The organism is Enterobacter sp. ENT03 (assembly GCF_019218745.1).
Classification (GTDB): Bacteria; Pseudomonadota; Gammaproteobacteria; order Enterobacterales; family Enterobacteriaceae; genus Enterobacter_D.
This window is the reverse complement of record NZ_JAHUXA010000001.1, coordinates 555,033-580,710: the sequence shown is the minus strand read 5'-3', so window position 1 is coordinate 580,710 and position 25,678 is coordinate 555,033. Positions and strand designations below refer to the sequence as shown.

The following is a 25,678-nucleotide window of genomic DNA, read 5'->3' as shown; positions in this document are numbered from 1 at the left end:
GCATAATTTATCAGCGATGCTCGACAGACTGACGCAGCGACCCGGCAGGGGCATGGGCATTGCCACCCAGATAACGCACGTCATCCACCGCCCAGCACTGACCTTCACGGATCATCAGCACTTCATCCTGCCACGTCTGGCTGCCCTGGGTGAGGGTCACGCGCAGCGGAATGTTGCGGGCGTCGGTATTAGGGATGGTTGAGGCGCTGCTGACGCTGGCTTTCTCTGGCTGAGTGGTACGGCTGGAGAACGGATCGCTGCGCAAGAACGCGGTATTTTTGTTATCACGGCCGGCATCAGCCAGCAGTTTCGCCAGATCGTCGCTCAGGTATGGGCGCAGCGCGGTGGCATCGGTGCTGCGGTTCTGAATGCGAAAATCGTAGAACTGTTGTGCCACACTGTCCGGGCCGCCTTCAACGCAAGGGCCGCTGCGTGTGCCAATATCCTTAAATGCGGGCGTTACCGTTGTACAGGCGCTTAACGCCAGCGCGCAGGGTACAATGACGGATAAAAATGAGTAGCGCATAATGATTTCCTTATTAACCGACTACATTGGTACTGTCTGTTCAATGATAGCGTATCGGTTTGATTATGCGCGGTTTAGGCACTGAACGTTAAAAGGAGAAGCAACATGCAATTTTCAACGACCCCTACGCTTGAAGGCCAGCCAATTGTGAAATACTGCGGCGTGGTCACCGGCGAGGCGATCCTCGGCGCGAATATCTTCCGCGATTTCTTTGCCGGGATCCGCGACATCGTCGGCGGACGTTCTGGCGCCTATGAAAAAGAGTTGCGCAAAGCCCGTGAAATCGCCTTTCGTGAACTGGAAGAGCAGGCGAAAGCGCTGGGTGCCGACGCGGTGGTCGGCATTGACATCGACTATGAAACCGTCGGCAAAGACAGCAGTATGCTGATGGTGAGCATCAGCGGCACGGCGGTGAAAACCCGCTGATGAAAGGCTTGTTCAGACTGATTGCGCTGGCGCTGCTGCTCACCGGCTGCGCCAGCGAAAAAGGCGTGGTGGACAAAGCCGGGTATCAACTGGATACGCGCCATCAGGCGCAGGCCGCGTATCCGCGCATCAAAGTGCTGGTGATCCACTACACCGCCGACGATTTTGACGCCTCCCTCGCCACGCTCACCGACAAACACGTCAGCTCGCACTATCTCATCCCGGCGCGTCCACCGCTGCATCAGGGTAAGCCGCGTATCTGGCAACTGGTGCCTGAGCAGGATCTGGCCTGGCATGCGGGCGTCAGCTTCTGGCGCGGGGCTACGCGCATCAATGACACCTCGATTGGCATTGAGCTGGAAAACCGCGGCTGGCAGAAGATCGCTGGCAGCAAACGCTTTACGCCGTTTGAAGCGCAACAGATTGCCGCGCTGGTGCCGCTGGCGAAAAACATCATTCATAGTTACAACATACTCCCGCAGAACGTGGTGGCACACTCGGACATCGCGCCACAACGTAAGGACGACCCCGGTCCGTTATTCCCGTGGCAGGCGCTGGCACAGCAGGGGATAGGCGCGTGGCCGGACGAGAACCGCGTAGCGTTTTACTTAAACGGGCGCGATCCCGCGACACCGGTCGACCCGGCGCAACTGCTGGATTTGCTGTCGCGGTATGGCTATGAGGTGAAACCGGAGATGACACCCGCGCAGAAAAAGCGGGTGATCGTGGCATTCCAGATGCATTTCCGCCCGGCGCGCTGGGACGGTGTGGCAGACGCGCAGAGCCTGGCGATTGCCGAAGCGCTGCTGGAAAAGTACGGGCAGGGCTGAGGGATTAACGATGTAACTTACCGTGATCTTTCAGCCACAGCGCCGTGCGGCGAATGCCTTCATCGAGGGTAACCTGCGGCTGATAGCCCAGCTCTGACTGCGCGCGCGCCGTATCCAGCGTGAAATCAAAGTTCAGCTTCGCCACGCCATAATGGGTCAGGGCAGGTTCTTTGGCTGTTTTGTCGCCAAAGCGCTCCAGACTGCGGGCGATCATATCCAGCATCGGCCAGGGTACGGAGCGGATACGGCAATCAATATCCAGTTCGTCAATTAACCGCTGCACGATAGTCCGCAGCTTCACCGGTTCGCCGTTAGTGATGTTATACGCCCGGCCCGACGGCAGCGCATCGCACACCTCCTGACTGGCCAGCCACATCGCATGCACGGCATTCTCGAAGTAGGTCATATCCACGAGTGCATCACCGCCGCGCGGTAACAGCACGCTACGATAGTGGTGCATCATCTGGGCGAGACGCGGGATAAACACTTTATCATGCGGCCCAAACAGGCTCTGCGGGCGCAGCACCGTAAAACGGGTATTGGGGTTCGCCTGTGCCAGCAGATGCACCACCTCTTCCGCCGCGGCTTTACTGCGGGCGAATTCGTTGGCGTAGCGCACAGGACGGAAATCTTCCTGAATATGCCGATGATGGTGGTAATCAAAATAGACGGACGGCGAGGACACATGGATAAAGTTGCGCACGCCCCACGCCACCGCCCATTCACCCAGACGGCGGGTGGCGCGAACGTTAGCCAGATCGAAGGCTTCCTGGGTTCCCCACGGCGAGGTAAAACTTGAGCAGTGCCACAGCGTGTCGACGCCTGCCAGCATCACTTTGGCCTGCGATGACACCAGCTCCGTCAGATCCGCCTGAACAAACTCCGCGCCCATTTTTTGCAGCAGCTTGCCCATCGCCGCATTGCGACCCGTAGCCCTGACGCTGACGCCTTTCTGCCGGAGAAACTCGACCGCGTTTCGGCCTAAACCGCTGGTTGCGCCCGTGACCAGAACCTTCATAGCAATCCACTGTGTTGAAAAGAATTTCGTGCGCATTCTTCCGTGAAAAACGGAAGGTTGCAATGGGAAAGGTGAAAGATTACCGCTTCCATTCAGACTTCCTCTCTATTTTATTCTGCCAGCCGCGCGATCCGCGCCGCCATGCCGCGAAAGATAAACAGATGCGCAGGGATCATCAGCAGCCAGTAAATCAGCCCCGGCATACCATGCGGGTGCCACCATGCGCGCACGTCCAGCTCACGATGAGTGCCTTTATCTGTCAGCGTAAAGCTAAGGCGTCCCAGCCCCGGCGCTTTCATGCCGAACAGCAGCGTCAGCTGATGCTGGGGTTCAACGACGATCACCTTCCAGCTGTCCACCGCATCGCCCGGCGCTAAATATTTTGCCGCGGGCCGACCTTTAGCCAGTTTATGCCCGACCAGACGATCCAGCGCGGCGCGGGTTTGCCACAGGGCGTTGCCAAAGAAATAGCGCTCTGTGCCGCCGATGCTGTTGACCACTTCCCACAGCGCCGCGAGGCTGGCGGCAGTTTTCACCCGGTGCCCGGCCTGCTTCGCAAAATAGCCATACTCCGGACGCCAGCGGGCGAAGGCCTGCGGATCGTAGCCCCAGTCGGCGGAGTTCACCAGTTTCGCTTCTTCTTTCAGCGTCTGGCGAACGGCCTCATCGAACGGGATCAAGGTCTGCGGGATCAGCGCGCGCAGTTCGCGGTCGTCTGCCAGCAGATCGTGCTTCAGGCCCTGGATGAGCGCTTTCGCCGTGCTGGGTGGAACGGAGGTGATCACGTTTAAAAACCACACCGAGATCCAGCGTGTCGGCAAGGGAATGGGGATTAACGGGCGGTGACGGCCACTGACCGCCATAAAGCGCGCAAACTGTTGCTGATAACTGAGCACCTCCGGCCCGGCGGCTTCCAGCACCCGGTGTCCGGCGGCAGGATTCTCCAGCAGCGCCAGCAGATAATGCAGCAAATTTTCCAGCGCAATGGGCATGGTACGCGAGCGCACCCAGCGCGGCGGGGTCAGCACCGGCAGGTTATAAACCATATCGCGCATCACTTCGAAGGCGGCCGAGCCTGCGCCGACGATGATCCCGGCGCGCAGTTCAGTGACCGGGATCCCCGCGTCACGCAGGATCTCGCCGGTCAGCTGCCGCGCCCGCAGGTGATCGGACTGCTGATCCTCCGGGGCCTGGAGCGAGCTAAGGAAAATGATCTGTTTTACGGGCGTGTCGCGCAGGGCATCACGCACGTTAAGCGCCACCTGCCGCTCATGGGCGATAAAATCCCCGCCTTCGCCCATGCTGTGGACCAGGTAGTACAGCGTATCAATGCCGTTCAGCAGGGCAGGGAGATCCTGCGGCCAGCATAAATCGACCGTATGACAACTTACACCGGGCAACTGCTGTTTGTGCAGCCGTGAGATATGACGTGCCGCCGCCACAATCTGATGCCCCTGCTGGCTTAACGCATGGACCAGATGCTGGCCGATATAGCCACTGGCGCCGAGCACCAGAATACGTTGCGGCACGTCCTGCTCCTTAGCGTTGTAGAAAGGCCTGCCAGTGCGCGACCAGCGTCGTCAGCTGTTCACGGCTAACGTCAAGATGCGTCACCAGACGCGTCACCGGCGAGGCGTTCAGCAACACGCCGCGCGCCTGCATGAACTCGCCCAGCGCCGCGGCATCGTTGTCGCCGACCCGCACAAACAGCATATTGGTTTCCTGACGGCTGACGTCCGCGCCGATGTCACGCAACTGCGCCGCCAGCCAGGCCGCGTTCTCGTGATCCTCCTTCAGGCGCTGGACGTTATTTTTCAGCGCATACAGACCGGCTGCCGCCAGCAAGCCTGCCTGACGCATGCCACCGCCGGTCATTTTGCGCCAGCGCACGGCACGTTGGATGTATTCATGACTCCCCACCAGCAGCGAGCCCACCGGCGCGCCGAGGCCTTTCGACAGGCAAATGGTGAACGAGTCACAATATTGCGTGATGTCTTTAAGCGCGCAGTCGTACTCCACCACGGCGTTAAAAATACGTGCGCCATCCACATGCAGCGCCAGACCTTTTTCGCGGGTAAATTCCCAGGCCTGCTGCAAATACTCACGCGGCAGCACTTTGCCGTTGTGGGTATTTTCCAGGCTCAGTAAACGCGTACGGGCGAAGTGAATATCATCGGCTTTGATTTTGGCCTCCACCTTATCCAGCGGCAGGGTGCCGTCGGGTGCGGCATCAATGGGCTGCGGCTGAATACTGCCGAGCACCGCAGCACCGCCGGCTTCATACAGATAATTATGCGCGCCCTGGCCGACGATATACTCATCGCCGCGCTCGCAGTGGCTTAACAACGCCACCAGATTGGCCTGGGTGCCGGTAGGTAAAAACAGCGCAGCGTCCTTGCCACTGAGTTCCGCCGCGTAGCGCTGAAGTTCGTTCACGGTGGGGTCATCCCCGTACACATCATCCCCGACCGGGGCGGCCATCATATAACGACGCATGGCGCGCCCTGGACGGGTGACGGTATCACTGCGTAAGTCGATCACGGCATTTCCTTATTTTGACTCAGAATTGTCCTTCTGTTTTACCTGAGCCAGTTGGTTTTCGCCAGTTCCATGACCTCGTCGCCGCGCCCGTTAATGATCGCGCGCAGCATATACAGGCTGAAGCCTTTGGCCTGCTCCAGTTTGATTTGCGGCGGCATCGCCAGTTCTTCTTTTGCGACCACCACATCGATCAGCACCGGGCCGTCAATGGCGAAAGCGCGCTGCAGGGCGTCGTCCACTTCCGAGGATTTCTCGACGCGAATACCGGTAATGCCGCAGGCTTCGGCAATACGGGCGAAATTGGTATCCTGCAACGCGGTGCCGTCCGTCAGATACCCCCCCGCTTTCATCTCCATCGCCACAAAACCGAGCACGCTGTTGTTAAAGACGATGATTTTTACCGGCAGCTTCATCTGTACCACCGACAGGAAATCGCCCATCAACATACTGAAGCCGCCGTCGCCGCACATCGCCACCACCTGACGGTCCGGCGCTGTCGCTTTTGCACCCAGCGCCTGTGGCATGGCGTTCGCCATTGAGCCGTGGTTAAAGGAGCCGAGCAGACGGCGTTTGCCGTTCATCTTCAGATAACGCGCTGCCCACACGGTTGGCGTGCCGACGTCGCAGGTGAAAATGGCGTCGTCATCGGCGTAGTGGCTGATCTGCTGTGCGAGGTATTGCGGATGCACCGCTTTTTCGCTCGGTTTTGCCAGATCGTCGAGGCCTTTACGCGCATCGCGATAATCGTCCAGCGCTTTGTCGAGGAAGCGGCGGTCGGTTTTCTCCTCCAGCAGCGGCAGCAGGGCGGTGAGCGTGGCGTTGATGTCGCCGATCAGCGCCATGTCCACTTTGCTGTGTGCGCCGATGCTGGCGGGATTAATATCGATCTGAATGATTTTGGCGTCGGTCGGATAGAACGCGCGGTAAGGGAACTGGGTGCCGAGCAGGATCAGCGTGTCGGCGTTCATCATCGCGTGGAAGCCGGAGGAGAAACCGATCAGACCGGTCATACCGACGTCATACGGGTTGTCGTACTCCACATGCTCTTTGCCGCGCAGGGCGTGGATAATTGGCGCTTTTAGTTTTGCGGCGAATTCAATCAGCGGCGGGTGCGCCCCGGCACACCCGCTGCCGCACATCAGGGCGATATTGCTGGAGTAACGTAACAGCTGCGCCAGCTTTTTCAACTCTTCCAGGGTTGGCGTGATCACCGGCTGCGGCGCGTGGTACCAGTGAGTACTGGCGCTTTCAGGCGCAGCCTGTAGCGCGACGTCGCCCGGCAGGACCACCACCGACACACCACGGTTGAGAATGGCTTTGCGCATGGCGATGGCCAGCACCTGCGGGATCTGTTCCGGGCTGGAAACCAGTTCGCAATAGTGGCTGCACTCACGGAACAGCTCTTGCGGGTGAGTTTCCTGGAAATAGCCGCTGCCGATTTCGCTGGAAGGGATATGCGCGGCAATCGCCAGCACCGGCACGCGGTTGCGATGGCAGTCAAACAGGCCGTTGATCAGATGCAGGTTGCCCGGCCCGCAGGAACCGGCACAGACCGCCAGCTCGCCGGTCAGTTGCGCCTCGGCTCCGGCAGCAAAGGCCGCAACCTCTTCATGACGGGTCGGCATCCATTCAATGGTGCCCATGCGGTTGAGGCTGTCACTTAAGCCGTTCAGGGAATCGCCGGTAACGCCCCAGATACGTTTTACGCCTACCTGTTCGAGGGTTTTGGCGACAAATGCGGCTACGGTCTGTTTCATAATGTCTGGTGTCCTTGTTAAAAAGTCTCGTTAACAAGCGTAGATGAAAATGGCCGTCACACTTTTATCAACCCCATCTGAAATGGGGGTTTATTTCCAGGGTTTTTAAGAATAGTCTGCAATTGACACAACGAAAACAGGAATCATTTCAGATGGTTAAATCAATGTTAAATGTAGTTAACAGAATGTTTGCGCATGAAGATGGTGGCAAGTTTTTACTGCGTCTGACGGTGGGCGGGCTAATGTTGTTTCATGGACTGCACAAGCTGTTCGACGGGATTGATGGCATCAGCGGGATGCTGGTGGCGAAGGGATTGCCGGGTTTTATCGCCTACGGCGTGCTGTTGGGAGAGGTGTTGTGTCCGCTGCTGATCATCCTCGGCGTACTGACCCGTCCGGCGGCGCTGGGCATTGCTTTAACGATGGTGGTGGCGTGGCTGATGGTCGGCATTAACAAAACCGGCGCGCTGGATGTGACCGGCGCGTGGGCGATCGAAAGCCTGGTCTATTTCTTTGTGGCATCCATTGCCGTCGCGATGTTAGGCGCAGGGCGGTATTCCGTCGCGCCGACCCCGGAATGGCGTTAATAGAAGTGCCCGGCGGCGCAGGCTTGCCGGGCCTACCGGCAACCACATGCAAGCCGGGTACGGTGTAAGCCGCCACCCGGCTCTTTTTATCAGGCGAGCACTACATCACTCTGCGGATGACAGGAGCAGGCCAGCACATAGCCTTCTGCCACTTCCGCATCGCTCAGCGTCATGCTGCTGGTCACGCTGTACTCCCCCGAAATAACCCGCGTTTTACAGCTGCCGCATACGCCTGCACGACAAGCGGCATTAACCGGCACATTGTTGCTTTCCATCGCTTCCAGCAGCGTGCTGCCGACCGGCGCATAAAAATCCCGTGCCGGTTGCAGCTTGCTGATTTTAAGCCCGCCCGTCGCGGCGGCGGCCGCTGGAACGAAGAACTGCTCTTTAAAGAAGCGGGTCACGCCCAGCGCTTTCACCTCTTTTTCCACCAGATCCATGTACGGTGCCGGACCGCAAGTCATAACGGTGCGCGAGGCAAGATCCGGCACAGATTTCAGCAGCTCCGTGGTCAGGCGTCCGGACACAAAACCGTGGGTGGCGTTGTTTTCCGCGACCAGCGTCACCGGATAATGACGCCACTCGTCGGCAAAAATGACATCTTCCGGTGAGCGAACGTTGAAAATCACCTGCACATCGGCGTCAGGGCGATGCTTCGCCAGCCAGCGACGCATCGACATAATGGGCGTCACCCCGCAGCCCGCGGCCAGCAACAGCAGACGATCGTTAGGTTCGTTATCGCAGGTAAACTCCCCCTGCGCGTCGGAGAGCCACAGATAGTCGCCGCGCTTCACGTCGCGAGTCAGCCACTCTGAACCTGTACCGCCCTCCAGACGACGGATGGTCAGCGTGATGTATTCGCTGACCCCAGGCGTTGAGGAGAGCGTATAGGCGCGCAGCGTATCGGCGGAATTACGGATGCTGACCAGCGCATACTGGCCCGCACGGTACGGGTAGTAGTCATGGCATAACAACGAAAGCGTCCACACATCCGGCGTTTCCTGGGTGATGTGGTGAACCTGCATACGCCATGGGCATTGGGCTACGGGCATCGTCATATCCTTCTCCTTACGCGCTCAGCAGTTGCTGAAGGTCCTGCTCCACGGTGGTGACAGAACGCAGACCAAACTTCTCATTCAGTACCGCCAGCAGATCCGGCGTCAGGAAGCCTGGCGCGGTCGGGCCGGTGACGATATTGGTGACGCCGAGTGACAGCAGCGTCAGCAGAATGACAATCGCTTTTTGTTCAAACCAGGAGAGCACCAGCGACAGCGGCAGATCGTTCACGCCACAGCCCAGTTTTTCTGCCAGCGTTACTGCCAGAATGATCGCCGAGTAAGCGTCGTTACACTGACCCGCATCCACCAGACGCGGCAGCCCTTCGATGTTGCCAAAGTCCAGCTTGTTGAAACGGTATTTCCCGCAGGCGAGGGTGAGGATCAGGCAATCTTCCGGCACGCTGGTGGCAAAATCGGTGAAGTAGTTACGTTCGCCGCGCGCGCCGTCGCAGCCGCCGACCAGGAAGATGTGACGCAGTTTTTCGCGGCTCACCAGGTCGATCAGCGTATCCGCCGCGCCAAGCAGCGTCTGACGGCCAAAACCTACGGTGATCAGGTGTTCAATTTCACTGAACGGGAAGCCCGCCATCTGCTGTGCCTGGGCGATCACCGGTGCGAAATTATCACCTTCGAGGTGACTCACGCCTGGCCAGCCGACGATGCTGCGCGTCCAGATACGATCGTCATAAGCACCGACCGTCGGGTCGATGATGCAGTTAGAGGTCATCACGATGGGACCAGGGAAGCGGGCGAATTCCACCTGCTGATTCTGCCAGCCGCTGCCGTAGTTACCCACCAGATGTTTAAATTTACGCAGTTCCGGGTAACCGTGCGCCGGCAGCATTTCGCCGTGGGTGTAGACGTTCACGCCGGTGCCTTCGGTTTGTTGCAGCAGGTTATAGAGATCTTTCAGGTCATGGCCGGAGATCAAAATACATTTACCGGCGGTGGCTTTGACGTTCACCTGGGTCGGCGTCGGATGGCCGTAGGTTTCGGTTTCACCGGCGTCGAGGATGCTCATCACTTTGAAGTTCATCTGGCCGATTTCCATCGAACATTCCAGCAGGGCGTTCATATCCGCAGGCCAGGTGCCAAGCCACGCCATGATTTTATGGTACTGCGCGTAGATGGCGTTGTCGTACTGACCCAGCACGTGAGCATGTTCCATATAGGCCGCCGCCCCTTTCAGGCCGTACAGGCACAGCAGGCGCAGCCCAAGAATATTGTCGCCGATGTCGGCTTTGTCTTTGTTCGGGGTGAAGGCTTCTGCCTGGCGCTGTAAATCACCGAGATCGTCGCTCACCAGTTGCAGGTCGGCCATCGGGTTATCCACGCGGGCCGCCGGATCGATGCTCAGACACAGCGCTTTTAACGCCTCGCGTCGGGCGATGGCGTCGCGGGCATAGCCAACAATGCGCGGCGAGTCGAAGTTAACGTTGGTTAAGGTCGAGAAGAAAGCGCGCGGGGCAAAGTTATCGATCTCATGGTCGATAATGTCGTAATCGCGGGCTTTTACGGCCCAGGCGGATAACCCTTGCAGCGCCGCAATCAGGAGATCCTGGAGATCAGAGGTTTCTGCGGTTTTACCGCACATCCCCTGCGCGTAAGAACAGCCGTTGCCAGCCGGAGTACGGATAGTTTGCTCACATTGCACACAAAACATGATCACACCTTTATAAGTTATATTTAAAATGCATGTTTAAGGTTATGCCGCGAGCGCAGGGGTTTAAAGCGATTTGTAGGACTACTTGCACAGAGATTGATTTAACGCAATTTCAGGCGGTAGCGAACTACCGCCGAAGGGGTATCAGGCGGAGAAAAAGGCCATTAACAGCGGGACGAGCAGGCTGAGCACAAAACCATGCACAATGGCGGCGGGCACCATCTCCACACCGCCGCTGCGTTGCAGCACCGGCAGCGTAAAGTCCATTGAGGTGGCGCCGCATAACCCCAGCGCGGTAGAGCGACTGCGGCCGACCAGCGCCGGGATCAGCATAATGGCAATCAGCTCACGGCCCAGGTCGTTAAAAAAGGCGGCGCTGCCAATCACCGGGCCAAAGGATTCGGTCAGCAGGATCCCGGAGAGTGAATACCAGCCGAAGCCGGAGGCCATCGCTAAACCGGTTTTCAGCGGCAGCCCGAGGATCAGCGCATTAATAATGCCGCCCGCCAGTGAGCTTAACAGCACCACCACCGCAACAATCATTCCGCGGCGATTAAGGACAATCTGTTTTAACGTCATGCCGTTATTACGCAGCTGAATACCAATCAGGAACAGCAGGAAAATCAGCGTATATTCGCTGGCTTCGGTGGCGTGCTGCAAAAATGCCAGCCCGCTGAGGCCAATAATAAAACCGAGCAGTACCACGCCGCACAGCTTGAGCGATTCCAGCGCCATGGCAAGGCGCGAGGGTAATTTCTCCTGCTGGTGCTGATGACGCCAGGGCAGGGCGCGCTCAAGCCATAACAGGGCCGCAATATTACACAGCAAAATAACCACCATACTGACCGCGGAATAATGCAATATCGCCAGCAGATTGGTCGCCAGATTATCGAGAAAGGCCAGGCTTATCCCCATAAAAAACAGAATGACGTAAACGATCCAGCTTAATAAGCGATTAATCAGCTTAAGGGCGGCGGTGTGGTGCAGGGGAATGAGATAACCCACAATCAGCGGGATAAGTATGATGAGTAGTCCTGATAACATGAACAGCCTGGATCCTTTGCATTGAAATGAAAGCGCGCCGTAACACACTACTCAATCCGCTTAAGTGAGTAAAGAAGCAAAAATAAAGAAAAATTATGCAATTGCATGGCGCGGTTATTCTCCCGGACAGCGCCACAGTTTACTTGCTGCCGTCCCGCTATACTGTTTCACATCATGGAGCGCTATTTTGCGGGAGAAATGATGTTTCTGGAACGCGTTGAAATAACCGGATTTCGCGGCATTAATCGATTATCCCTGCTGCTGGAACAAAATAACGTGCTGATCGGCGAAAATGCCTGGGGCAAATCCAGTCTGCTGGATGCGCTGACGCTGCTACTCTCTCCCGATGCCACGCTTTACCATTTCACGCGCGATGATTTTTGGTTTCCGCCGGGGGATGTGCTGGGGCGGGAGCACCATCTGCATATTATTTTGACCTTCCGCGAAAGCGAACCGGGGCACCGGCATGGCCGCCGCTATCGGCCGCTTTCCGGGTGCTGGGCCGCCGGTGACGACGGGCATTACCGTATTTTTTACCGGCTGGAAGGCGAGCTGGCGGAAGACGGCAGCGTGATGACGTTACGCGGCTTTCTGGATGCCAAAGGGCAATTGCTGCCGCTGACTGACATCGACGAGCAGGCGCGGCATCTGGTGCGCCTGATGCCGGTGCTGCGCCTGCGTGACGCCCGCTTTATGCGCCGCATTCGCAACGGCACGGTGCCGGACGTCCCGGATGTGGATGTCACCGCCCGCCAGCTTGATTTCCTTGCCCGCGAACTGGTGTCGCGCCCCCAGAATCTCAGTGACGGTCAGATCCGCCACGGCCTGACGGCGATGGTGCAACTGCTGGAGCACTATTTTGCCGAGCAGGGGAGTAGCCAGGCGCGGTATCGGCTGATGCGCCGTCACTCACATGATGAACAGCGCAGCTGGCGCTATCTCGACATCATCAACCGCATGATCGACAAACCCGGCGGACGCAGCCATCGGGTCATTTTACTTGGCCTGTTTTCCACGCTTTTGCAGGCGAAAGGCACCGTCCACCTCGACAAAGATGCGAGGCCGCTGCTGCTGATTGAAGATCCCGAAACCCGCCTGCACCCGATTATGCTGTCGGTGGCCTGGCAATTGCTGAACCTGCTGCCGTTGCAGCGTATCACCACGACCAACTCCGGCGAGCTGCTGTCGCTGACGCCGGTGGAGCATGTCTGTCGGCTGGTGCGCGGCTCCTCACGCATCGCCGCCTGGCGACTGGGGCCAGGTGGCATGAACGCAGAAGACAGCCGCCGCATTGCCTTTCATATCCGCGCCAACCGGCCTTCCTCGCTGTTTGCCCGCTGCTGGCTGCTGGTGGAGGGGGAAACCGAAACCTGGGTGATTAGCGAACTGGCACGCCAGTGTGGTCACCACTTTGACGCCGAAGGCATCAAAGTGATCGAGTTTGCGCAGTCTGGCCTTAAGCCGCTGATTAAATTTGCCCGCCGGATGGGCATCGAGTGGCACGTGCTGGTGGACGGTGACGAGGCGGGGAAAAAATATGCCGCTACCGCCCGCAGTATGCTGGATGGCGATCAGGAGCGCGATCATTTGACGGCGTTACCGGCAATGGACATGGAACATTTTATGTATCGCGAGGGCTTTGCTGACGTTTATCACCGGGTGGCGCAGCTACCGGAAAACGTGCCGATGAATATGCGGCGGGTGATCATTAAAGCCATTCACCGCTCATCGAAACCGGATCTGGCGATAGAAGTGGCGATGGAGGCGGGGCGTCGCGGCGTGGACGCCGTGCCCGGCCTGCTGCGCAAGATGTTTTCCCGCGTGTTGTGGCTGGCACGCGGGCGGGCAGACTAACGCATCACTTGCTGCACCTGCACCAGCAAACTGTCCAGCAGGTCGTAACGGCGGCGATACTCGGCGCGCTTTTTACTGGCGATCTCCGCCATCGGCTTGCGCGGCAGGGTCAGCGGCATCTGATAATCGCCCGCGGAGGTCGGCTCCCCGCCCAGCGACAGCCAGAAGCTGTCGTAATCGGCGTGCAGTTTGTCCTGCTTTTTCTGGCGGTAACGCCAGTTGCGATAAATATGCGTGTTATTACTGACCGCGAGGATCTGCTGCACCGCCAGCTTTTCACACATGGCCATCGCCGCTTCCACCAGCAGACGCTTCGGAAACAGACCGTGACAGGCTTTGGTGGCGAGCTGGATCTGTTGATGATCGACATGCGCCTTTGCCCCCTGTAAGCCGCCAATGTAGAGCGTATGGCGGTCATTGAGGCGGCAGAGGGTAAAGGTCAGCCCCGCCAGCACCGTCTGCTCTGCATTGCAAAATACCAGCGTCGCTTCACCCTCTTTATCCACCATGGCATCCGCGCACAGCCGCAGTTGATAGTGCTGCTCGTCTTTACCGGTGAGGGTGGCCAGCGTTACGCCCTGACGGGAAAGATAGCCGTTAAGCACCGCCGCAGGTAACTGCTGCATCAGGCTCTGATAATGCCAGCTCAGCGCGTCAATCGCCGTCTGGCGTGTGGTCGTCACGGATAACCACGGGCGATGCAGACGACAGGGTAAACCCGGTTGCACGTCCAGCAGCGACAACAGGCGCGGTTGTCTGACCAGGATGGACAGCCACTTTGCAGTTGCAAAGGGGGCCGCCAGCGAGCGAAGCATAAACTTCCGCCGGTAGGCCGGATCCTGCCAGGCCAGACCCGGCGTCAGCCTGCCGGTGGCTAAATGGCGAAAAAGCTGCCAGCCTGTTTTGGGTTGCGGCAATGAGGACGGCGGTGTGGCAACGAACGTGGACATGATAAACCTGCGCGTGATAACCGGGTTTTCATTTCAGCAAGGGCAGTATCAACGCCACCTCAATGGGATCGCGAGATAAAATAAAGGTGGGGTGCCGTTGATTCACCGTTTAGGTAGAATTGGTCTTTACTGAAGTCAGCTCAATTACTGGAATGAATAATGAAGCTCAAGGGAAAACGCAGGAAGATTCTATTGTTGCTGACCGTGCTGGTGCTGGTGGCCGGATTCTGGCTGTGGCGACAGCTTAACGCACCGCTGCCGCAGTACCAGACGCTGATTGTCCGGCCTGCTGATTTACAGCAAAGCGTGCTGGCGACCGGCAAACTGGATGCGCTGCGTAAAGTGGACGTCGGCGCGCAGGTGAGCGGTCAGTTGAAAACCTTGTCGGTGAATATCGGCGACAAGGTGAAGAAAGATCAGTTATTGGGCGTTATCGATCCTGAACAGGCGCAGAACCAGATCAAAGAGGTAGAAGCGACGCTGATGGAGCTGCGCGCGCAGCGCCGTCAGGCCGATGCCGAAAGACGGCTGGCGCAGGTGACGCTGACCCGGCAGCAGCAGCTGGCGAAAACCCAGGCGGTATCACGTCAGGATCTGGATAAAGCCATCACGGAACTGGCGGTAAAAGAGGCGCAGATCGGCACCATCGACGCGCAAATCAAGCGCAACCAGGCGACACTCGATACCGCTAAAACCAACCTTGATTACACGCGCATTGTCGCGCCAATGGCCGGTGAAGTGACGCAAATCACCACTCTGCAGGGCCAGACGGTGATCGCCGCGCAACAGGCGCCGAACATTCTGACGCTGGCGGATATGAGCACGATGCTGGTGAAAGCGCAGGTTTCAGAAGCCGACGTGATCCATCTGAAGCCGGGGCAAAAGGCCTGGTTTACCGTATTGGGCGATCCGCTGACCCGCTACGAAGGTGTGCTGAAAGATATTCTGCCAACGCCAGAAAAGGTGAACGATGCGATTTTCTATCATGCCCGTTTTGAAGTCCCGAATCCGAAAGGCGTGCTGCGTCTGGAGATGACCGCGCAGGTGCATATTCAGCTCTCCGGCGTGAAAAACGTGCTCACTGTGCCGCTGTCGGCGCTGGGCGATCCCATTGGCGATAACCGTTACAAGGTCACATTGTTACGTAATGGCGAAACCCGCGAGCGTGAAGTGACTATCGGTGCGCGTAATGACACCGATGTGGAAGTGACCAAAGGCCTGGAAGCGGGCGATGAAGTGGTGACGGGCACCACCACGCCCGGAGTGACGCCATGACGGCGTTGCTCGAACTGCGTGATATTCGCCGCAGCTATCCCTCCGGTGAAGGCCAGGTGGAGGTGCTAAAGGGCATCACGCTCAGCATTGAAGCGGGTGAAATGGTGGCGATTGTCGGCGCGTCCGGCTCCGGCAAATCGACGCTGATGAATATTCTGGGTTGTCTGGACAAGCCCTCCAGCGGCACTTATCGCGTGGCGGGCAGCGATGTCGCCTTGCTGGATAAAGACGCGCTGGCCCGGCTACGCCGCGAGCATTTTGGATTTATCTTTCAGCGCTACCATTTGCTGTCGCACCTGACGGCGGCGCAGAACGTTGAAGTGCCTGCGGTCTACGCGGGCACCGAGCGTAAAGCGCGCTTACAGCGGGCGCATGAGTTACTGCAACGGTTAGGCCTGGGCGAGCGTGAAAGTTATCAGCCTTCCCAGCTCTCCGGCGGCCAGCAGCAGCGCGTCAGTATTGCCCGGGCGCTGATGAACGGCGGCCAGGTGATCCTCGCCGATGAACCCACCGGCGCGCTGGACACCCGTTCGGGTGAAGAGGTGATGGCGATCCTCCACCAGTTGCGTGATAACGGCCACACGGTGATCATCGTCACCCACGATCCGCTGGTGGCAGCCCAGGCCGAGCGCATTATTGAGATCCGCGACGGGGAGATCATCAGCAATCCGCCCCCGCGCCCCCGTCCGGCAGCAAACGCCGAGCTGCACCTGCACACCCCGCCTGAAAGCGGCTGGCGGCAGTTCAGCAGCGGCTTTCGCGAAGCGTTGACCATGGCGTGGCGCGCGATGGCCGCCAACAAAATGCGTACTCTGCTGACGATGCTGGGGATTATCATCGGTATCGCCTCGGTGGTGTCGATTGTGGTGGTGGGCGATGCGGCCAAACAGCTGGTGCTGGCGGATATTCGCGCCATCGGCACCAATACCATTGATGTCTATCCCGGTAAGGATTTTGGCGATGACGATCCTCAGTATCAGCAGTCGCTGAAATATGACGATCTGACCGCTATCCAGAAACAGCCGTGGGTCAGCTCCGCGACGCCTGCGGTGTCACAAAGCCTGCGTTTACGCTACGGCGGCATTGATGTCGCCTCCAGCGCAAACGGCGTCAGCGGGCAATATTTTAATGTCTACGGCATGACCTTCAGCGAAGGCGCGACCTTCAACGACGAACAGCTGAAAGGGCGCGCACAGGTGGTGGTGCTGGATGCCAATACCCGGCGGCAACTTTTTCCCAATAAAGCGAAAGTGGTGGGCGAGGTGATCCTCGTCGGCAATATGCCTGCGACGGTGATTGGTGTGGCGGAAGAGAAGCAGTCAATGTTTGGCAGCAGCAAAATTCTGCGCGTCTGGTTGCCCTATACCACGATGTCAGGGCGCATCATGGGCCAGTCGTGGCTGAACTCGATCACCGTGCGGGTGAAAGAGGGTTACAGCAGCGAACAGGCGGATCAGCAACTGACGCGGCTGCTCACGTTGCGCCACGGTAAAAAAGATTTCTTCACCTGGAATATGGACGGCATCTTGAAAACGGCCGAAAAGACCACACGTACTCTACAGCTGTTTCTGACGCTGGTGGCGGTGATCTCGCTGTTGGTTGGCGGTATTGGCGTGATGAATATCATGCTGGTGTCGGTGACGGAGCGGACCCGTGAAATCGGCATCAGGATGGCGGTCGGGGCGCGAGCCAGTGACGTGCTGTCACAGTTTTTGATTGAGGCGGTGCTGGTGTGTCTGGTGGGCGGGGCGCTCGGCGTGAGTTTATCCATGCTGATTGCCTTTACGCTGCAAATATTCCTCCCCGGCTGGGAGATCGGTTTTTCACCGGTGGCGCTGTTGACGGCGTTTATTTGTTCAACCTTTACCGGTGTGCTTTTTGGCTGGTTGCCCGCGCGTAATGCGGCGCGGCTGGATCCGGTGGATGCGCTGGCGCGCGAGTAAATAAAAATGCCAGCCCGTGGGGCTGGCATTTTACTGACAGGCTGTACACAATGAAACGGAGCAGGACTACGCAACGGCTTCGGCGATTGCAACGGCTTCGGTTTCAAAGGGGACAATTAGGCTGGCATGATTGCCTTTCGGTCCCTGATGTACATCAAACCGGACGAGCTGTCCGGCTTTGAGCGTTCTGTATCCATCCATCTGGATGGTGGAATAATGAGCGAAAATGTCTTCGCCGCCGCCTTCAGGGCAAATAAAGCCGAACCCTTTGGCGTTGTTGAACCACTTAACAGTACCCGTTTCCATGCTTCGACATCCTTCGTAAATCTTATTTAAGTAAGATGGAATGAACCGGTGGCAGAGAGGGCAGTTGTTCAAAACGTCGCCAACTCCCGACCTGTACAATTTAGATATTTCGGCCTTTGGGTCAAGCGTTAGGGTGTGCAGGGCAGCATGATTCAGTCAAAAATTTGAAGCAGTTAACGCAATTGCCGTAGTTTGTGACAGCCATCGCGGATGGCAATGATAGATGATAGTTATCTCACTTATGATGTAGATTCAAAATGCATCTAGACTCAAGTTAATAACAGAGCGGGCTTTGTTAGAAACTTCAACCCAAGATGAATACGAGCGATGGGCAAGACCAATACCTGGCTGGATTTTGACCAGCTGGCGGCAGATAAACAGCGCGAAGCGCTAAAACCGCCATCCATGTATAAAGTAATGTTAATGAACGATGATTACACGCCGATGGAATTTGTTATTGACGTGCTACAAAAGTTCTTTTCTTATGATGTAGAACGCGCAACACAATTGATGCTCACCGTTCACTATCACGGGAAAGCCATCTGTGGCGTTTTTACCGCAGAAGTTGCGGAGACAAAGGTGGCGATGGTGAATGAGTACGCCCGGGAGAACGAACATCCGTTGTTGTGTACGCTAGAAAAAGCCTGATTAAGGCAAACTATTGAGGGGGTGCCCAATGCTCAACCAGGAACTGGAACTCAGTTTAAATATGGCTTTCGCCAGAGCGCGTGAGCACCGACATGAGTTTATGACCGTAGAGCACTTGTTACTGGCGTTGCTCAGTAACCCATCAGCTCGCGAAGCACTTGAAGCGTGCTCCGTGGACCTGGTCGCACTGCGTCAGGAACTTGAAGCCTTCATCGAACAAACCACACCCGTGCTGCCGCTCAGCGAAGAGGAGCGTGATACCCAACCGACGCTCAGTTTCCAGCGTGTGTTGCAGCGCGCGGTCTTTCACGTTCAGTCATCCGGTCGCAATGAAGTTACCGGTGCGAACGTGCTTGTCGCTATTTTCAGCGAACAAGAGTCGCAGGCAGCCTATCTGCTGCGCAAACATGAAGTCAGCCGTCTTGATATTGTGAATTTCATTTCACATGGTACGCGTAAAGATGAGCCAGGCCAGTCGTCCGAACCCGGCAACCAACCTAATACTGAAGAGCAGGCAGGGGGGGAGGAACGTATGGAAAACTTCACCACCAATCTTAATCAGCTTGCTCGTGTTGGCGGAATTGACCCGCTGATCGGCCGCGATAAAGAGCTGGAGCGCACCATTCAGGTTCTGTGCCGTCGTCGCAAAAATAACCCACTGCTGGTGGGTGAGTCCGGTGTGGGGAAAACCGCCATTGCGGAAGGCCTCGCCTGGCGGATCGTGCAGGGCGACGTGCCGGAAATTATGGCCGACTGTACCGTCTACTCGCTGGATATTGGTTCGCTGCTGGCCGGCACCAAATACCGTGGCGACTTCGAGAAACGCTTTAAGGCGCTGTTAAAACAGCTGGAGCAGGATACCAACAGCATTCTGTTCATCGACGAAATCCACACCATTATCGGTGCGGGTGCCGCGTCGGGTGGCCAGGTGGATGCCGCAAACCTGATCAAACCACTGCTCTCCAGCGGGAAAATCCGCGTGATGGGCTCTACTACGTATCAGGAATTTAGCAATATCTTCGAGAAAGACCGTGCGCTGGCGCGTCGCTTCCAGAAAATCGACGTTACCGAGCCGTCTGTTGAAGAAACCGTGCAGATCCTGAACGGGCTGAAACCGAAGTATGAAGCGCACCACGACGTGCGTTATACCGCGAAAGCGGTGCGTGCGGCGGTGGAACTGGCTGTGAAATACATCAATGACCGTCACCTGCCGGATAAAGCGATTGACGTGATTGACGAAGCGGGCGCGCGTGCGCGTCTGATGCCGGTCAGCAAACGTAAGAAAACCGTTAACGTGGCGGATATTGAATCGGTTGTTGCCCGTATCGCACGTATTCCTGAGAAGAGCGTCTCGCAAAGCGATCGCGATACGCTGAAAAACCTCGGCGACCGCCTGAAAATGCTGGTCTTTGGGCAGGATAAAGCGATTGAAGCCTTAACCGAAGCGATCAAGATGAGCCGTGCCGGTCTGGGACAAGATCATAAACCTGTTGGTTCTTTCCTGTTCGCCGGGCCAACCGGGGTCGGGAAAACCGAGGTGACCGTGCAGCTGTCGAAAGCACTGGGCATCGAGCTGCTGCGTTTTGATATGTCCGAGTATATGGAACGTCACACCGTCAGTCGTTTGATCGGTGCGCCTCCGGGATATGTCGGCTTCGATCAGGGCGGGTTGTTAACCGACGCGGTGATCAAGCATCCGCATGCGGTACTGTTACTGGATGAAATCGAGAAGGCGCACCCGGATGTCTTTAACCTGCTGCTGCAGGTAATGGACAACGGTACGCTGACCGATAACAACGGGCGTAAAGCCGATTTCCGTAACGTGGTGATGGTGATGACTACCAACGCCGGGGTACGTGAAACCGAACGCAAATCCATTGGTCTTATCCATCAGGATAACAGCACCGATGCGATGGGCGAGATCAAGAAGATCTTTACCCCGGAATTCCGTAACCGTCTCGACAATATTATCTGGTTCGATCACCTCTCTACCGAGGTTATCCATCAGGTGGTCGACAAATTTATCGTCGAACTTCAGGTGCAGCTGGATCAGAAAGGCGTGTCGCTGGAAGTCAGTCAGGAAGCGCGTGACTGGCTGGCCGAGAAAGGCTATGACCGTGCCATGGGTGCGCGTCCGATGGGGCGTATTATCCAGGATAACCTGAAAAAACCGCTCGCCAACGAACTGCTGTTTGGTTCTCTGGTGGACGGTGGTCAGGTCACCGTGGCGCTGGATAAAGAGAAAAATGAACTGACTTACGGCTTCCAGAGTGCGCAAAAGCACAAAGCCGAAGCCGCGCACTAATCGCGTTTAAATAAAACAAAACCGGGTGAAAACCCGGTTTTTTTATGCCTGCTCTTTTTCGCGGCAAATAAAAAAGGCCGGGATTGCCCGACCTTTAATCTGTTATACGCCAGTGAAGGCGTAGCAGCGATTGCTATTAGCGACTACGGAAGACAATGCGGCCTTTGCTCAGGTCGTACGGGGTCAACTCAACAGTCACTTTGTCGCCCGTCAGAATGCGGATATAGTTTTTACGCATTTTACCGGAGATATGCGCAGTTACCACGTGACCGTTTTCCAGCTCAACGCGGAACATGGTATTAGGTAACGTATCAAGTACGGTACCCTGCATTTCAATATTGTCTTCTTTGGCCATCTAGTCCTCGGGGGTATCACTACCAAAATTTTTTGAACCGGCAAGATAATGCCGAAATTCATCTGTTAAGTAAAGATTTGCGCGGATAATTACGCAGCAAAGTAACCTTGGCGTATTGCCCACATCATAAACCGGCGCATAAAGCGCGAACGTAAAGGGGAGCGACAAGATAAACGAGGGCGTTACCTGATTCGAGCTAGTCCCAAACGGTGGCGGGGCAACAGGCAGAAGCTACTCTGCGCGTCCATTATAACACTCTGATAGGAAATGTGCCGAAAACATTCACCGTGCGGGCATAAATAACGTCCGTGGCACCCAAAAATGCGACGGCAGCTTTTGCAGACGCATTGCATTCAGGTGTTGCAAATATTCCCGACGGGGAATTTCCACTGCGCCCAGTGAGGCGGTATGGTCATTTAATACCTGGCAGTCGATAAGCTTGCCACCCTGACGTTGAAAATCGGCGCTCAGCACCAGAAGTGCTGTTTTCGAGGCATTAACCCGACGGCTGAACATTGACTCGCCGCAAAACAACGTGCCCTGCGATACGCCATACATACCGCCGACCAGCTCATCACCTTCCCAGACTTCAACGGAGTGGGCATAACCCAGTTCATGCAGACGATGATAGGCCAGCACCACGTCCGGCGTGATCCAGGTGCCTTCATCCCGATCCTGGGCGCAGCCTTCGATCACCCGGCCAAAATCGTGGTTGAGCGTCACGCGATAAGGGGAGCGTTTATGGAAGCGGGCCATGCTGCGGCTCAGGTGAAACTGTTCTGGCCTCAGGACGGCGCGGGGATCCGGTGACCACCACAAAATAGGATCGCCCGGTGAAAACCAGGGAAAAATACCGCGCTGATAGGCCATCAGCAGGCGGGCCGGGCTGAGATCGCCACCCAGCGCCAACAGCCCATTAGGTTCACGCAACGCCCCTTCGGGCGAAGGAAAAGCAACAGAATGACGAGATAACTGAACCAGGCGCATGACAACAACGCTCCACAACGCAACAAGGAATGATTCAAATTTACAGTCGTTGCTTAAACCGGTAGTACCGACCCTGTTTTGCCATTAACGCTGCGTGATTACCTTGCTCAATTATTTCACCGTTGTCCATCACTATTATTTGATCGCATTGTGACAGGCCGCGCAGGCGATGGGTGACCATCAGCACGGTTTTATCTTTGGTCACATCGATAAGTAAATCAAGTATTTGACTTTCAGTCGTGGCGTCCAGCCCTTCGGTTGGTTCGTCCAGTAAAAACAGCGGCGCGTCATGCAGCAAGGCACGGGCGATCGCCAGACGGCGCAGTTCGCCGCCGGAGAGCTGCCTGCCGCCTTCCCCCAGCCAGCTGTTCAGCCCGTCATCTGCCAGCAGTTTTTCGAGGCCGACCTGAGACAGCACCGTCGCCAGCGCCTCGTCGGTTGCCGCGGGGGAGGCTAACAGCAGGTTATCGCGCAGCGTGGCGCTGAACAGATGAACGCGTTGCGGCACCACGCTGATGGCGGCCCGCAGTGCGGCTTCACTGAAGCTTGCCAGCGGCTGCCCGTTCAGCAGGATCTCGCCCTGTTGGGGATCCCAGGCCCGCGTCAGCACTTGCAGCAACGTCGATTTCCCGCAGCCGGTTCGACCGAGAATGGCTACGCGCTGCCCGGCTGTCACGTTCAGCGATACCGCATTGAGCGCGGGCTGAACCTGTTGCGGGTACGTAAAGGACACCGCACTCAGGCGCAGATCTCCCTGGGCCGGCACCGCCGACTCTCCCGCAGGGAAGGTCACTTCCGGCGGGCAGTCAGTGATCTCGGTGATGCGGCACGCAGAAGCGATCACCTGGCCGAGATGCTGAAACGCGCCCGTCACCGGGGCCAGCGCTTCAAAGGCTGCCAGCGCACAGAAGACGAACAGCGCGATCAGCGCGCCGGGCTGCGTGTTGCCACCCACGCCACCAGCCGCAAGCCAGAGCATGGCGATCACCGCAAAACCACTGATCAACAGCATCACTGCCTGAGAGAGGGCGGTGAGTTCAGACTGGCGACGCTGGGCGTCATGCCAGCTTAATTCGGTATTTTCCATCTGCTCACGGTAGCGCTGACTGGCACCAAAAATGGTCAGCTCAGCCTGACCCTGTAGCCAGGCAGTCAGATGCTGACGATACTGCCCGCGCAGGCTGGTCAGTTTTTCCCCGGTCGGTTTTCCGAGGCGATAAAACAACGGCGGTAAAAGGCACAGAGTCAGCAGCATAATGCCGCCGAGGGTCAGTGCCAGCGTCACATCCAGTACGCCAAGCCCCAGCGTCACCACGATGATCACCACCAGCGCGCCCACCAGCGGCGAGATCACGCGCAGATAAAGGTGATCCAGGGTATCCACATCCGCCACTACGCGGTTTAGCAGATCGCCCTGACGGAAACGCGCCAATCCCGCGGGTGATAACGGCAGCAGTTTACTGAAGGTTGCCACGCGCAGATGGGACAGCACCCGGAAGGTGGCGTCGTGGCTGACCAGTCGTTCAAAATAGCGGCCCGCGGTACGGGTGATGGCCGCGCCACGCACCCCAGCGGCTGGCAGCATATAGTTGAAACTGTATAATCCCGCGACGCCCACTACCGCTGAGGCCGACAGGAACCAGCCGGAGAGGGTCAGCAGACCAATGCTGGCGAGCAGGGTCACAATGGCGAGCACCACGCCCAGCGTCAGCAGCCATTTATGGCGCTTATACAATGCAAGATAGGGAAGTAGCGCGCGCATTTAAATTTCCTCCTGGCGATGAGCGAGCAGGGCGGCAAAAGGCCCGCCTGCGGCGGCGAGAGTGGCGTAGTCGCCTTGCTCTACCAGCCTGCCATTCTCCATCACCCAGATGCTGTCCCAGTCGGTCAGCCCTTCCAGCTGATGTGTCACCATTAATGTGGTCTGGCGTAACGAGGCCGCAGTTAACGCCTGCATCACCCGCTGTTCACTGTGCGCATCCAGACTGGCAGACGGCTCATCCAGCAGCATCAACTGGCTGGTGTTGAGCAACGCACGGGCGACGGCGACACGCTGTGCCTGGCCGACGGATAACCGTGCTGCCTGATCGCCCACCGGGGTATCGATGCCCTGCGGCAACTGCGGCAGAAATTCGCTCACCCAGGCTGCGTCCAGTACGGCATTCAGTTCGTCTTCGCTGGCATCCGGACGGGCCAGTAGCACGTTATCGCGCAGTGTGTTCGCCGGAAGCTGTGGGTTTTGTCCGACCCAGCTCAGCTGCTTACGCCAGGCCAATGGCTCGAGTTCTCGCAGTTCAACACCGTTAATTTGCAGCGATCCCTCGTAGCTAAGAAAACCCGATAATGCATTTATCAGCGAACTTTTCCCGGAACCGCTTTGCCCGACCAGCACCACGCGCTGCCCGGCAGAAAGCGTGAAATCAAGCGGTCCGGCAAGGATTGCGCCTTCCGGCGATTTAATCACCGCACCGCGGGCCACCACGCTCACCGGCTCATCGGTACTCAGCGTACGTTCGCCGCGCTCCGGCCATGCCAGCGGCGTTTCGAGAAAGGTTTTCAGGCTGTCAGCAGCACCCACCGCCTGGGCTTTCGCATGGTAAAAGGTACCCAGATCGCGCAGCGGCTGGAAAAACTCCGGTGCGAGGATCAGCGTCAGGAAACCGGCGAACAGCGTGACACCCGCGCCGTAGTGACCGAAATTCAGTTCACCCAGATATGAGAAACCGAAATAAACGGCGACCAGCGCAATGGAAAGGGAGGTAAAGAATTCCAGCACGCCAGAGGATAAAAAGGCCATGCGCAGCACTTCCATCGTGCGGCTGCGAAAATCCTGCGACGCCTGCCGGATGTTATCGGTTTCCGCCTCACCGCGACCAAAAATACGCAGCGTTTCCATCCCGCGCAGGCGATCAAGGAAATGCCCGCTTAATCTTGCCAGCGCTTTAAAGTTACGACGGTTCGCATCGGCTGCGCCCATACCAACCATCGCCATGAACATGGGAATTAACGGCGCGGTACCCAGCAGGATCAGCGCAGCGGCCCAGTTGATCGGGAAAATAGTCAAAACAATCAGCAACGGTACGCTGGCGGCGAGCGCCATCTGCGGCAAATAGCGCGCATAGTAGTCATGCATATCGTCAATTTGCTCAAGAATGAGCGTCGCCCAACTGCCTGCCGGTTTTCCCTGGATCCAGGCTGGACCGGCCTGTTGCAGACGGTCCAGCACCAGGCGGCGGATTTCATAGCGAATGTGCAGTCCGGCGTGGAAGCCGACGCGCTCGCGCAGCCATACCACCCAGGCGCGGAGAATAAACACCAGCACCAGCAGTACAAAGGGCAGTAACAGTGCCTCGCGGGGGATATTTTCCATAATCATATGGTTAAGGATGCTGGCCAGCAGCCAGGCCTGAGCCACGATGAGCACACCGCTGACCAGTCCCAGAATACGGGAGGTCATCAGCCAGCGACGGGAAATAACGCTTTGCTGTTTGAGCCAGCGAGTTAATTCTTGTTGACGGGTTTTATTCATTGCGCGCTTAGCAGGTAAAGTAACCGTAAATTTATGCACGGCAATGTTACAACGAGGAAACAATAAAGGCGACTGA

22 protein-coding genes are annotated in these 25,678 nt (G+C 57.3%); 8 read left to right on the top strand and 14 right to left on the bottom strand.

What is annotated here, in order from left to right; all coding sequences use genetic code 11:
* Positions 1-10: 10 nt before the first annotated feature.
* Positions 11-526 (bottom strand): lipoprotein, encoded by a 516-nt coding sequence (locus KW828_RS02780; protein WP_218334887.1) that lies wholly within the window; start codon positions 524-526, stop codon positions 11-13.
* Between the two features lie 105 nt (positions 527-631).
* On the opposite strand from KW828_RS02780, the gene KW828_RS02775 reads away from it, so the two are divergent.
* Together KW828_RS02775 and KW828_RS02770 are read left to right on the top strand one after the other, a co-directional pair.
* The gene (locus KW828_RS02775; protein WP_072567997.1) at positions 632-952 is read left to right on the top strand and encodes a heavy metal-binding domain-containing protein; all 321 of its coding nucleotides are present in this window, start codon (positions 632-634) and stop codon (positions 950-952) included.
* Positions 952-1,782 (top strand): N-acetylmuramoyl-L-alanine amidase, encoded by an 831-nt coding sequence (locus tag KW828_RS02770; RefSeq protein WP_218334886.1) that lies wholly within the window; start codon positions 952-954, stop codon positions 1,780-1,782. The genes KW828_RS02775 and KW828_RS02770 overlap by 1 nt, the downstream gene beginning before the upstream one ends.
* 4 nt (positions 1,783-1,786) lie before the next feature.
* Here the strand turns inward: KW828_RS02770 and KW828_RS02765 are convergent, their stop codons facing one another.
* The 4 genes from KW828_RS02765 to poxB form a co-directional block, all read right to left on the bottom strand.
* Positions 1,787-2,800 (bottom strand): NAD(P)-dependent oxidoreductase, encoded by a 1,014-nt coding sequence (locus tag KW828_RS02765; RefSeq protein ID WP_218334885.1) that lies wholly within the window; start codon positions 2,798-2,800, stop codon positions 1,787-1,789.
* A 110-nt stretch (positions 2,801-2,910) separates the two neighbouring features.
* Positions 2,911-4,329 carry an SDR family oxidoreductase gene (locus tag KW828_RS02760; RefSeq protein ID WP_218334884.1) on the bottom strand — a complete coding sequence of 473 codons (1,419 nt, stop codon included), beginning with the start codon at positions 4,327-4,329 and terminating at the stop codon, positions 2,911-2,913.
* A gap of 10 nt (positions 4,330-4,339) precedes the next feature.
* Positions 4,340-5,341, bottom strand: a complete 1,002-nt coding sequence (gene ltaE, locus KW828_RS02755) for a low-specificity L-threonine aldolase (protein ID WP_218334883.1) — start codon at positions 5,339-5,341, stop codon at positions 4,340-4,342.
* A gap of 38 nt (positions 5,342-5,379) precedes the next feature.
* On the bottom strand, positions 5,380-7,098 hold the full coding sequence (gene poxB, locus KW828_RS02750; protein WP_218334882.1) for a ubiquinone-dependent pyruvate dehydrogenase: 1,719 nt from the start codon (positions 7,096-7,098) through the stop codon (positions 5,380-5,382).
* 152 nt (positions 7,099-7,250) lie between these two features.
* Here poxB and KW828_RS02745 point away from each other — a divergent pair, with 152 nt between their 5' ends.
* Complete coding sequence (locus KW828_RS02745; protein ID WP_218334881.1) at positions 7,251-7,685, top strand: DoxX family protein; 435 nt, start codon at positions 7,251-7,253, stop codon at positions 7,683-7,685.
* An 89-nt stretch (positions 7,686-7,774) separates the two neighbouring features.
* Here KW828_RS02745 and hcr read toward each other — a convergent pair whose 3' ends face one another.
* The 3 genes from hcr to KW828_RS02730 all read right to left on the bottom strand — a co-directional run bounded on the left by hcr (position 7,775) and on the right by KW828_RS02730 (position 11,450).
* Complete coding sequence (gene hcr, locus KW828_RS02740) at positions 7,775-8,743, bottom strand: NADH oxidoreductase (RefSeq protein WP_218334880.1); 969 nt, start codon at positions 8,741-8,743, stop codon at positions 7,775-7,777.
* A gap of 10 nt (positions 8,744-8,753) precedes the next feature.
* A complete protein-coding gene (hcp, locus tag KW828_RS02735; RefSeq protein ID WP_218334879.1) occupies positions 8,754-10,406 on the bottom strand; it encodes a hydroxylamine reductase in 1,653 nt (550 codons plus the stop codon).
* Between the two features lie 144 nt (positions 10,407-10,550).
* Positions 10,551-11,450, bottom strand: a complete 900-nt coding sequence (locus KW828_RS02730; RefSeq protein WP_218334878.1) for a lysine exporter LysO family protein — start codon at positions 11,448-11,450, stop codon at positions 10,551-10,553.
* A 201-nt stretch (positions 11,451-11,651) separates the two neighbouring features.
* Between KW828_RS02730 and KW828_RS02725 the strand changes: the two genes are divergently transcribed.
* On the top strand, positions 11,652-13,304 hold the full coding sequence (locus KW828_RS02725; protein WP_218335358.1) for an ATP-dependent endonuclease: 1,653 nt from the start codon (positions 11,652-11,654) through the stop codon (positions 13,302-13,304).
* Here the strand turns inward: KW828_RS02725 and KW828_RS02720 are convergent.
* Positions 13,301-14,254 carry a VirK/YbjX family protein gene (locus tag KW828_RS02720; protein ID WP_218334877.1) on the bottom strand — a complete coding sequence of 318 codons (954 nt, stop codon included), beginning with the start codon at positions 14,252-14,254 and terminating at the stop codon, positions 13,301-13,303. The genes KW828_RS02725 and KW828_RS02720 overlap by 4 nt on opposite strands.
* A 159-nt stretch (positions 14,255-14,413) precedes the next feature.
* Between KW828_RS02720 and macA the strand changes: the two genes are divergently transcribed.
* Entirely contained in the window at positions 14,414-15,529 is a 1,116-nt protein-coding gene (gene macA, locus KW828_RS02715; protein WP_218334876.1) for a macrolide transporter subunit MacA, read from the top strand.
* Positions 15,526-17,472 (top strand): macrolide ABC transporter ATP-binding protein/permease MacB, encoded by a 1,947-nt coding sequence (gene macB, locus KW828_RS02710; RefSeq protein ID WP_218334875.1) that lies wholly within the window; start codon positions 15,526-15,528, stop codon positions 17,470-17,472. Before macA ends, macB begins: the two co-directional genes overlap by 4 nt.
* A gap of 66 nt (positions 17,473-17,538) precedes the next feature.
* Here the strand turns inward: macB and cspD are convergent, their stop codons facing one another.
* Positions 17,539-17,778, bottom strand: coding sequence for a cold shock-like protein CspD (gene cspD / locus KW828_RS02705; RefSeq protein ID WP_218334874.1), 240 nt, complete (start codon positions 17,776-17,778; stop codon positions 17,539-17,541).
* A 327-nt stretch (positions 17,779-18,105) separates the two neighbouring features.
* On the opposite strand from cspD, the gene clpS reads away from it, so the two are divergent.
* On the top strand, positions 18,106-18,426 hold the full coding sequence (clpS, locus tag KW828_RS02700; protein ID WP_072568010.1) for an ATP-dependent Clp protease adapter ClpS: 321 nt from the start codon (positions 18,106-18,108) through the stop codon (positions 18,424-18,426).
* 28 nt (positions 18,427-18,454) lie between these two features.
* A complete protein-coding gene (gene clpA, locus KW828_RS02695; RefSeq protein ID WP_218334873.1) occupies positions 18,455-20,731 on the top strand; it encodes an ATP-dependent Clp protease ATP-binding subunit ClpA in 2,277 nt (758 codons plus the stop codon).
* A 136-nt stretch (positions 20,732-20,867) separates the two neighbouring features.
* Here clpA and infA read toward each other — a convergent pair whose 3' ends face one another.
* The 4 genes from infA to cydD form a co-directional block, all read right to left on the bottom strand.
* Positions 20,868-21,086, bottom strand: a complete 219-nt coding sequence (gene infA / locus KW828_RS02690; protein WP_002211347.1) for a translation initiation factor IF-1 — start codon at positions 21,084-21,086, stop codon at positions 20,868-20,870.
* A 282-nt stretch (positions 21,087-21,368) separates the two neighbouring features.
* Positions 21,369-22,073 (bottom strand): leucyl/phenylalanyl-tRNA--protein transferase, encoded by a 705-nt coding sequence (gene aat, locus KW828_RS02680; RefSeq protein ID WP_218334872.1) that lies wholly within the window; start codon positions 22,071-22,073, stop codon positions 21,369-21,371.
* 40 nt (positions 22,074-22,113) lie between these two features.
* Complete coding sequence (gene cydC / locus KW828_RS02675; protein WP_218334871.1) at positions 22,114-23,835, bottom strand: cysteine/glutathione ABC transporter ATP-binding protein/permease CydC; 1,722 nt, start codon at positions 23,833-23,835, stop codon at positions 22,114-22,116.
* Positions 23,836-25,602: a cysteine/glutathione ABC transporter permease/ATP-binding protein CydD gene (gene cydD, locus KW828_RS02670; protein ID WP_218334870.1), complete on the bottom strand. Its 1,767-nt coding sequence runs from the start codon at positions 25,600-25,602 to the stop codon at positions 23,836-23,838. It lies immediately after the preceding gene.
* Between the last annotated feature and the right edge of the window lie 76 nt (positions 25,603-25,678).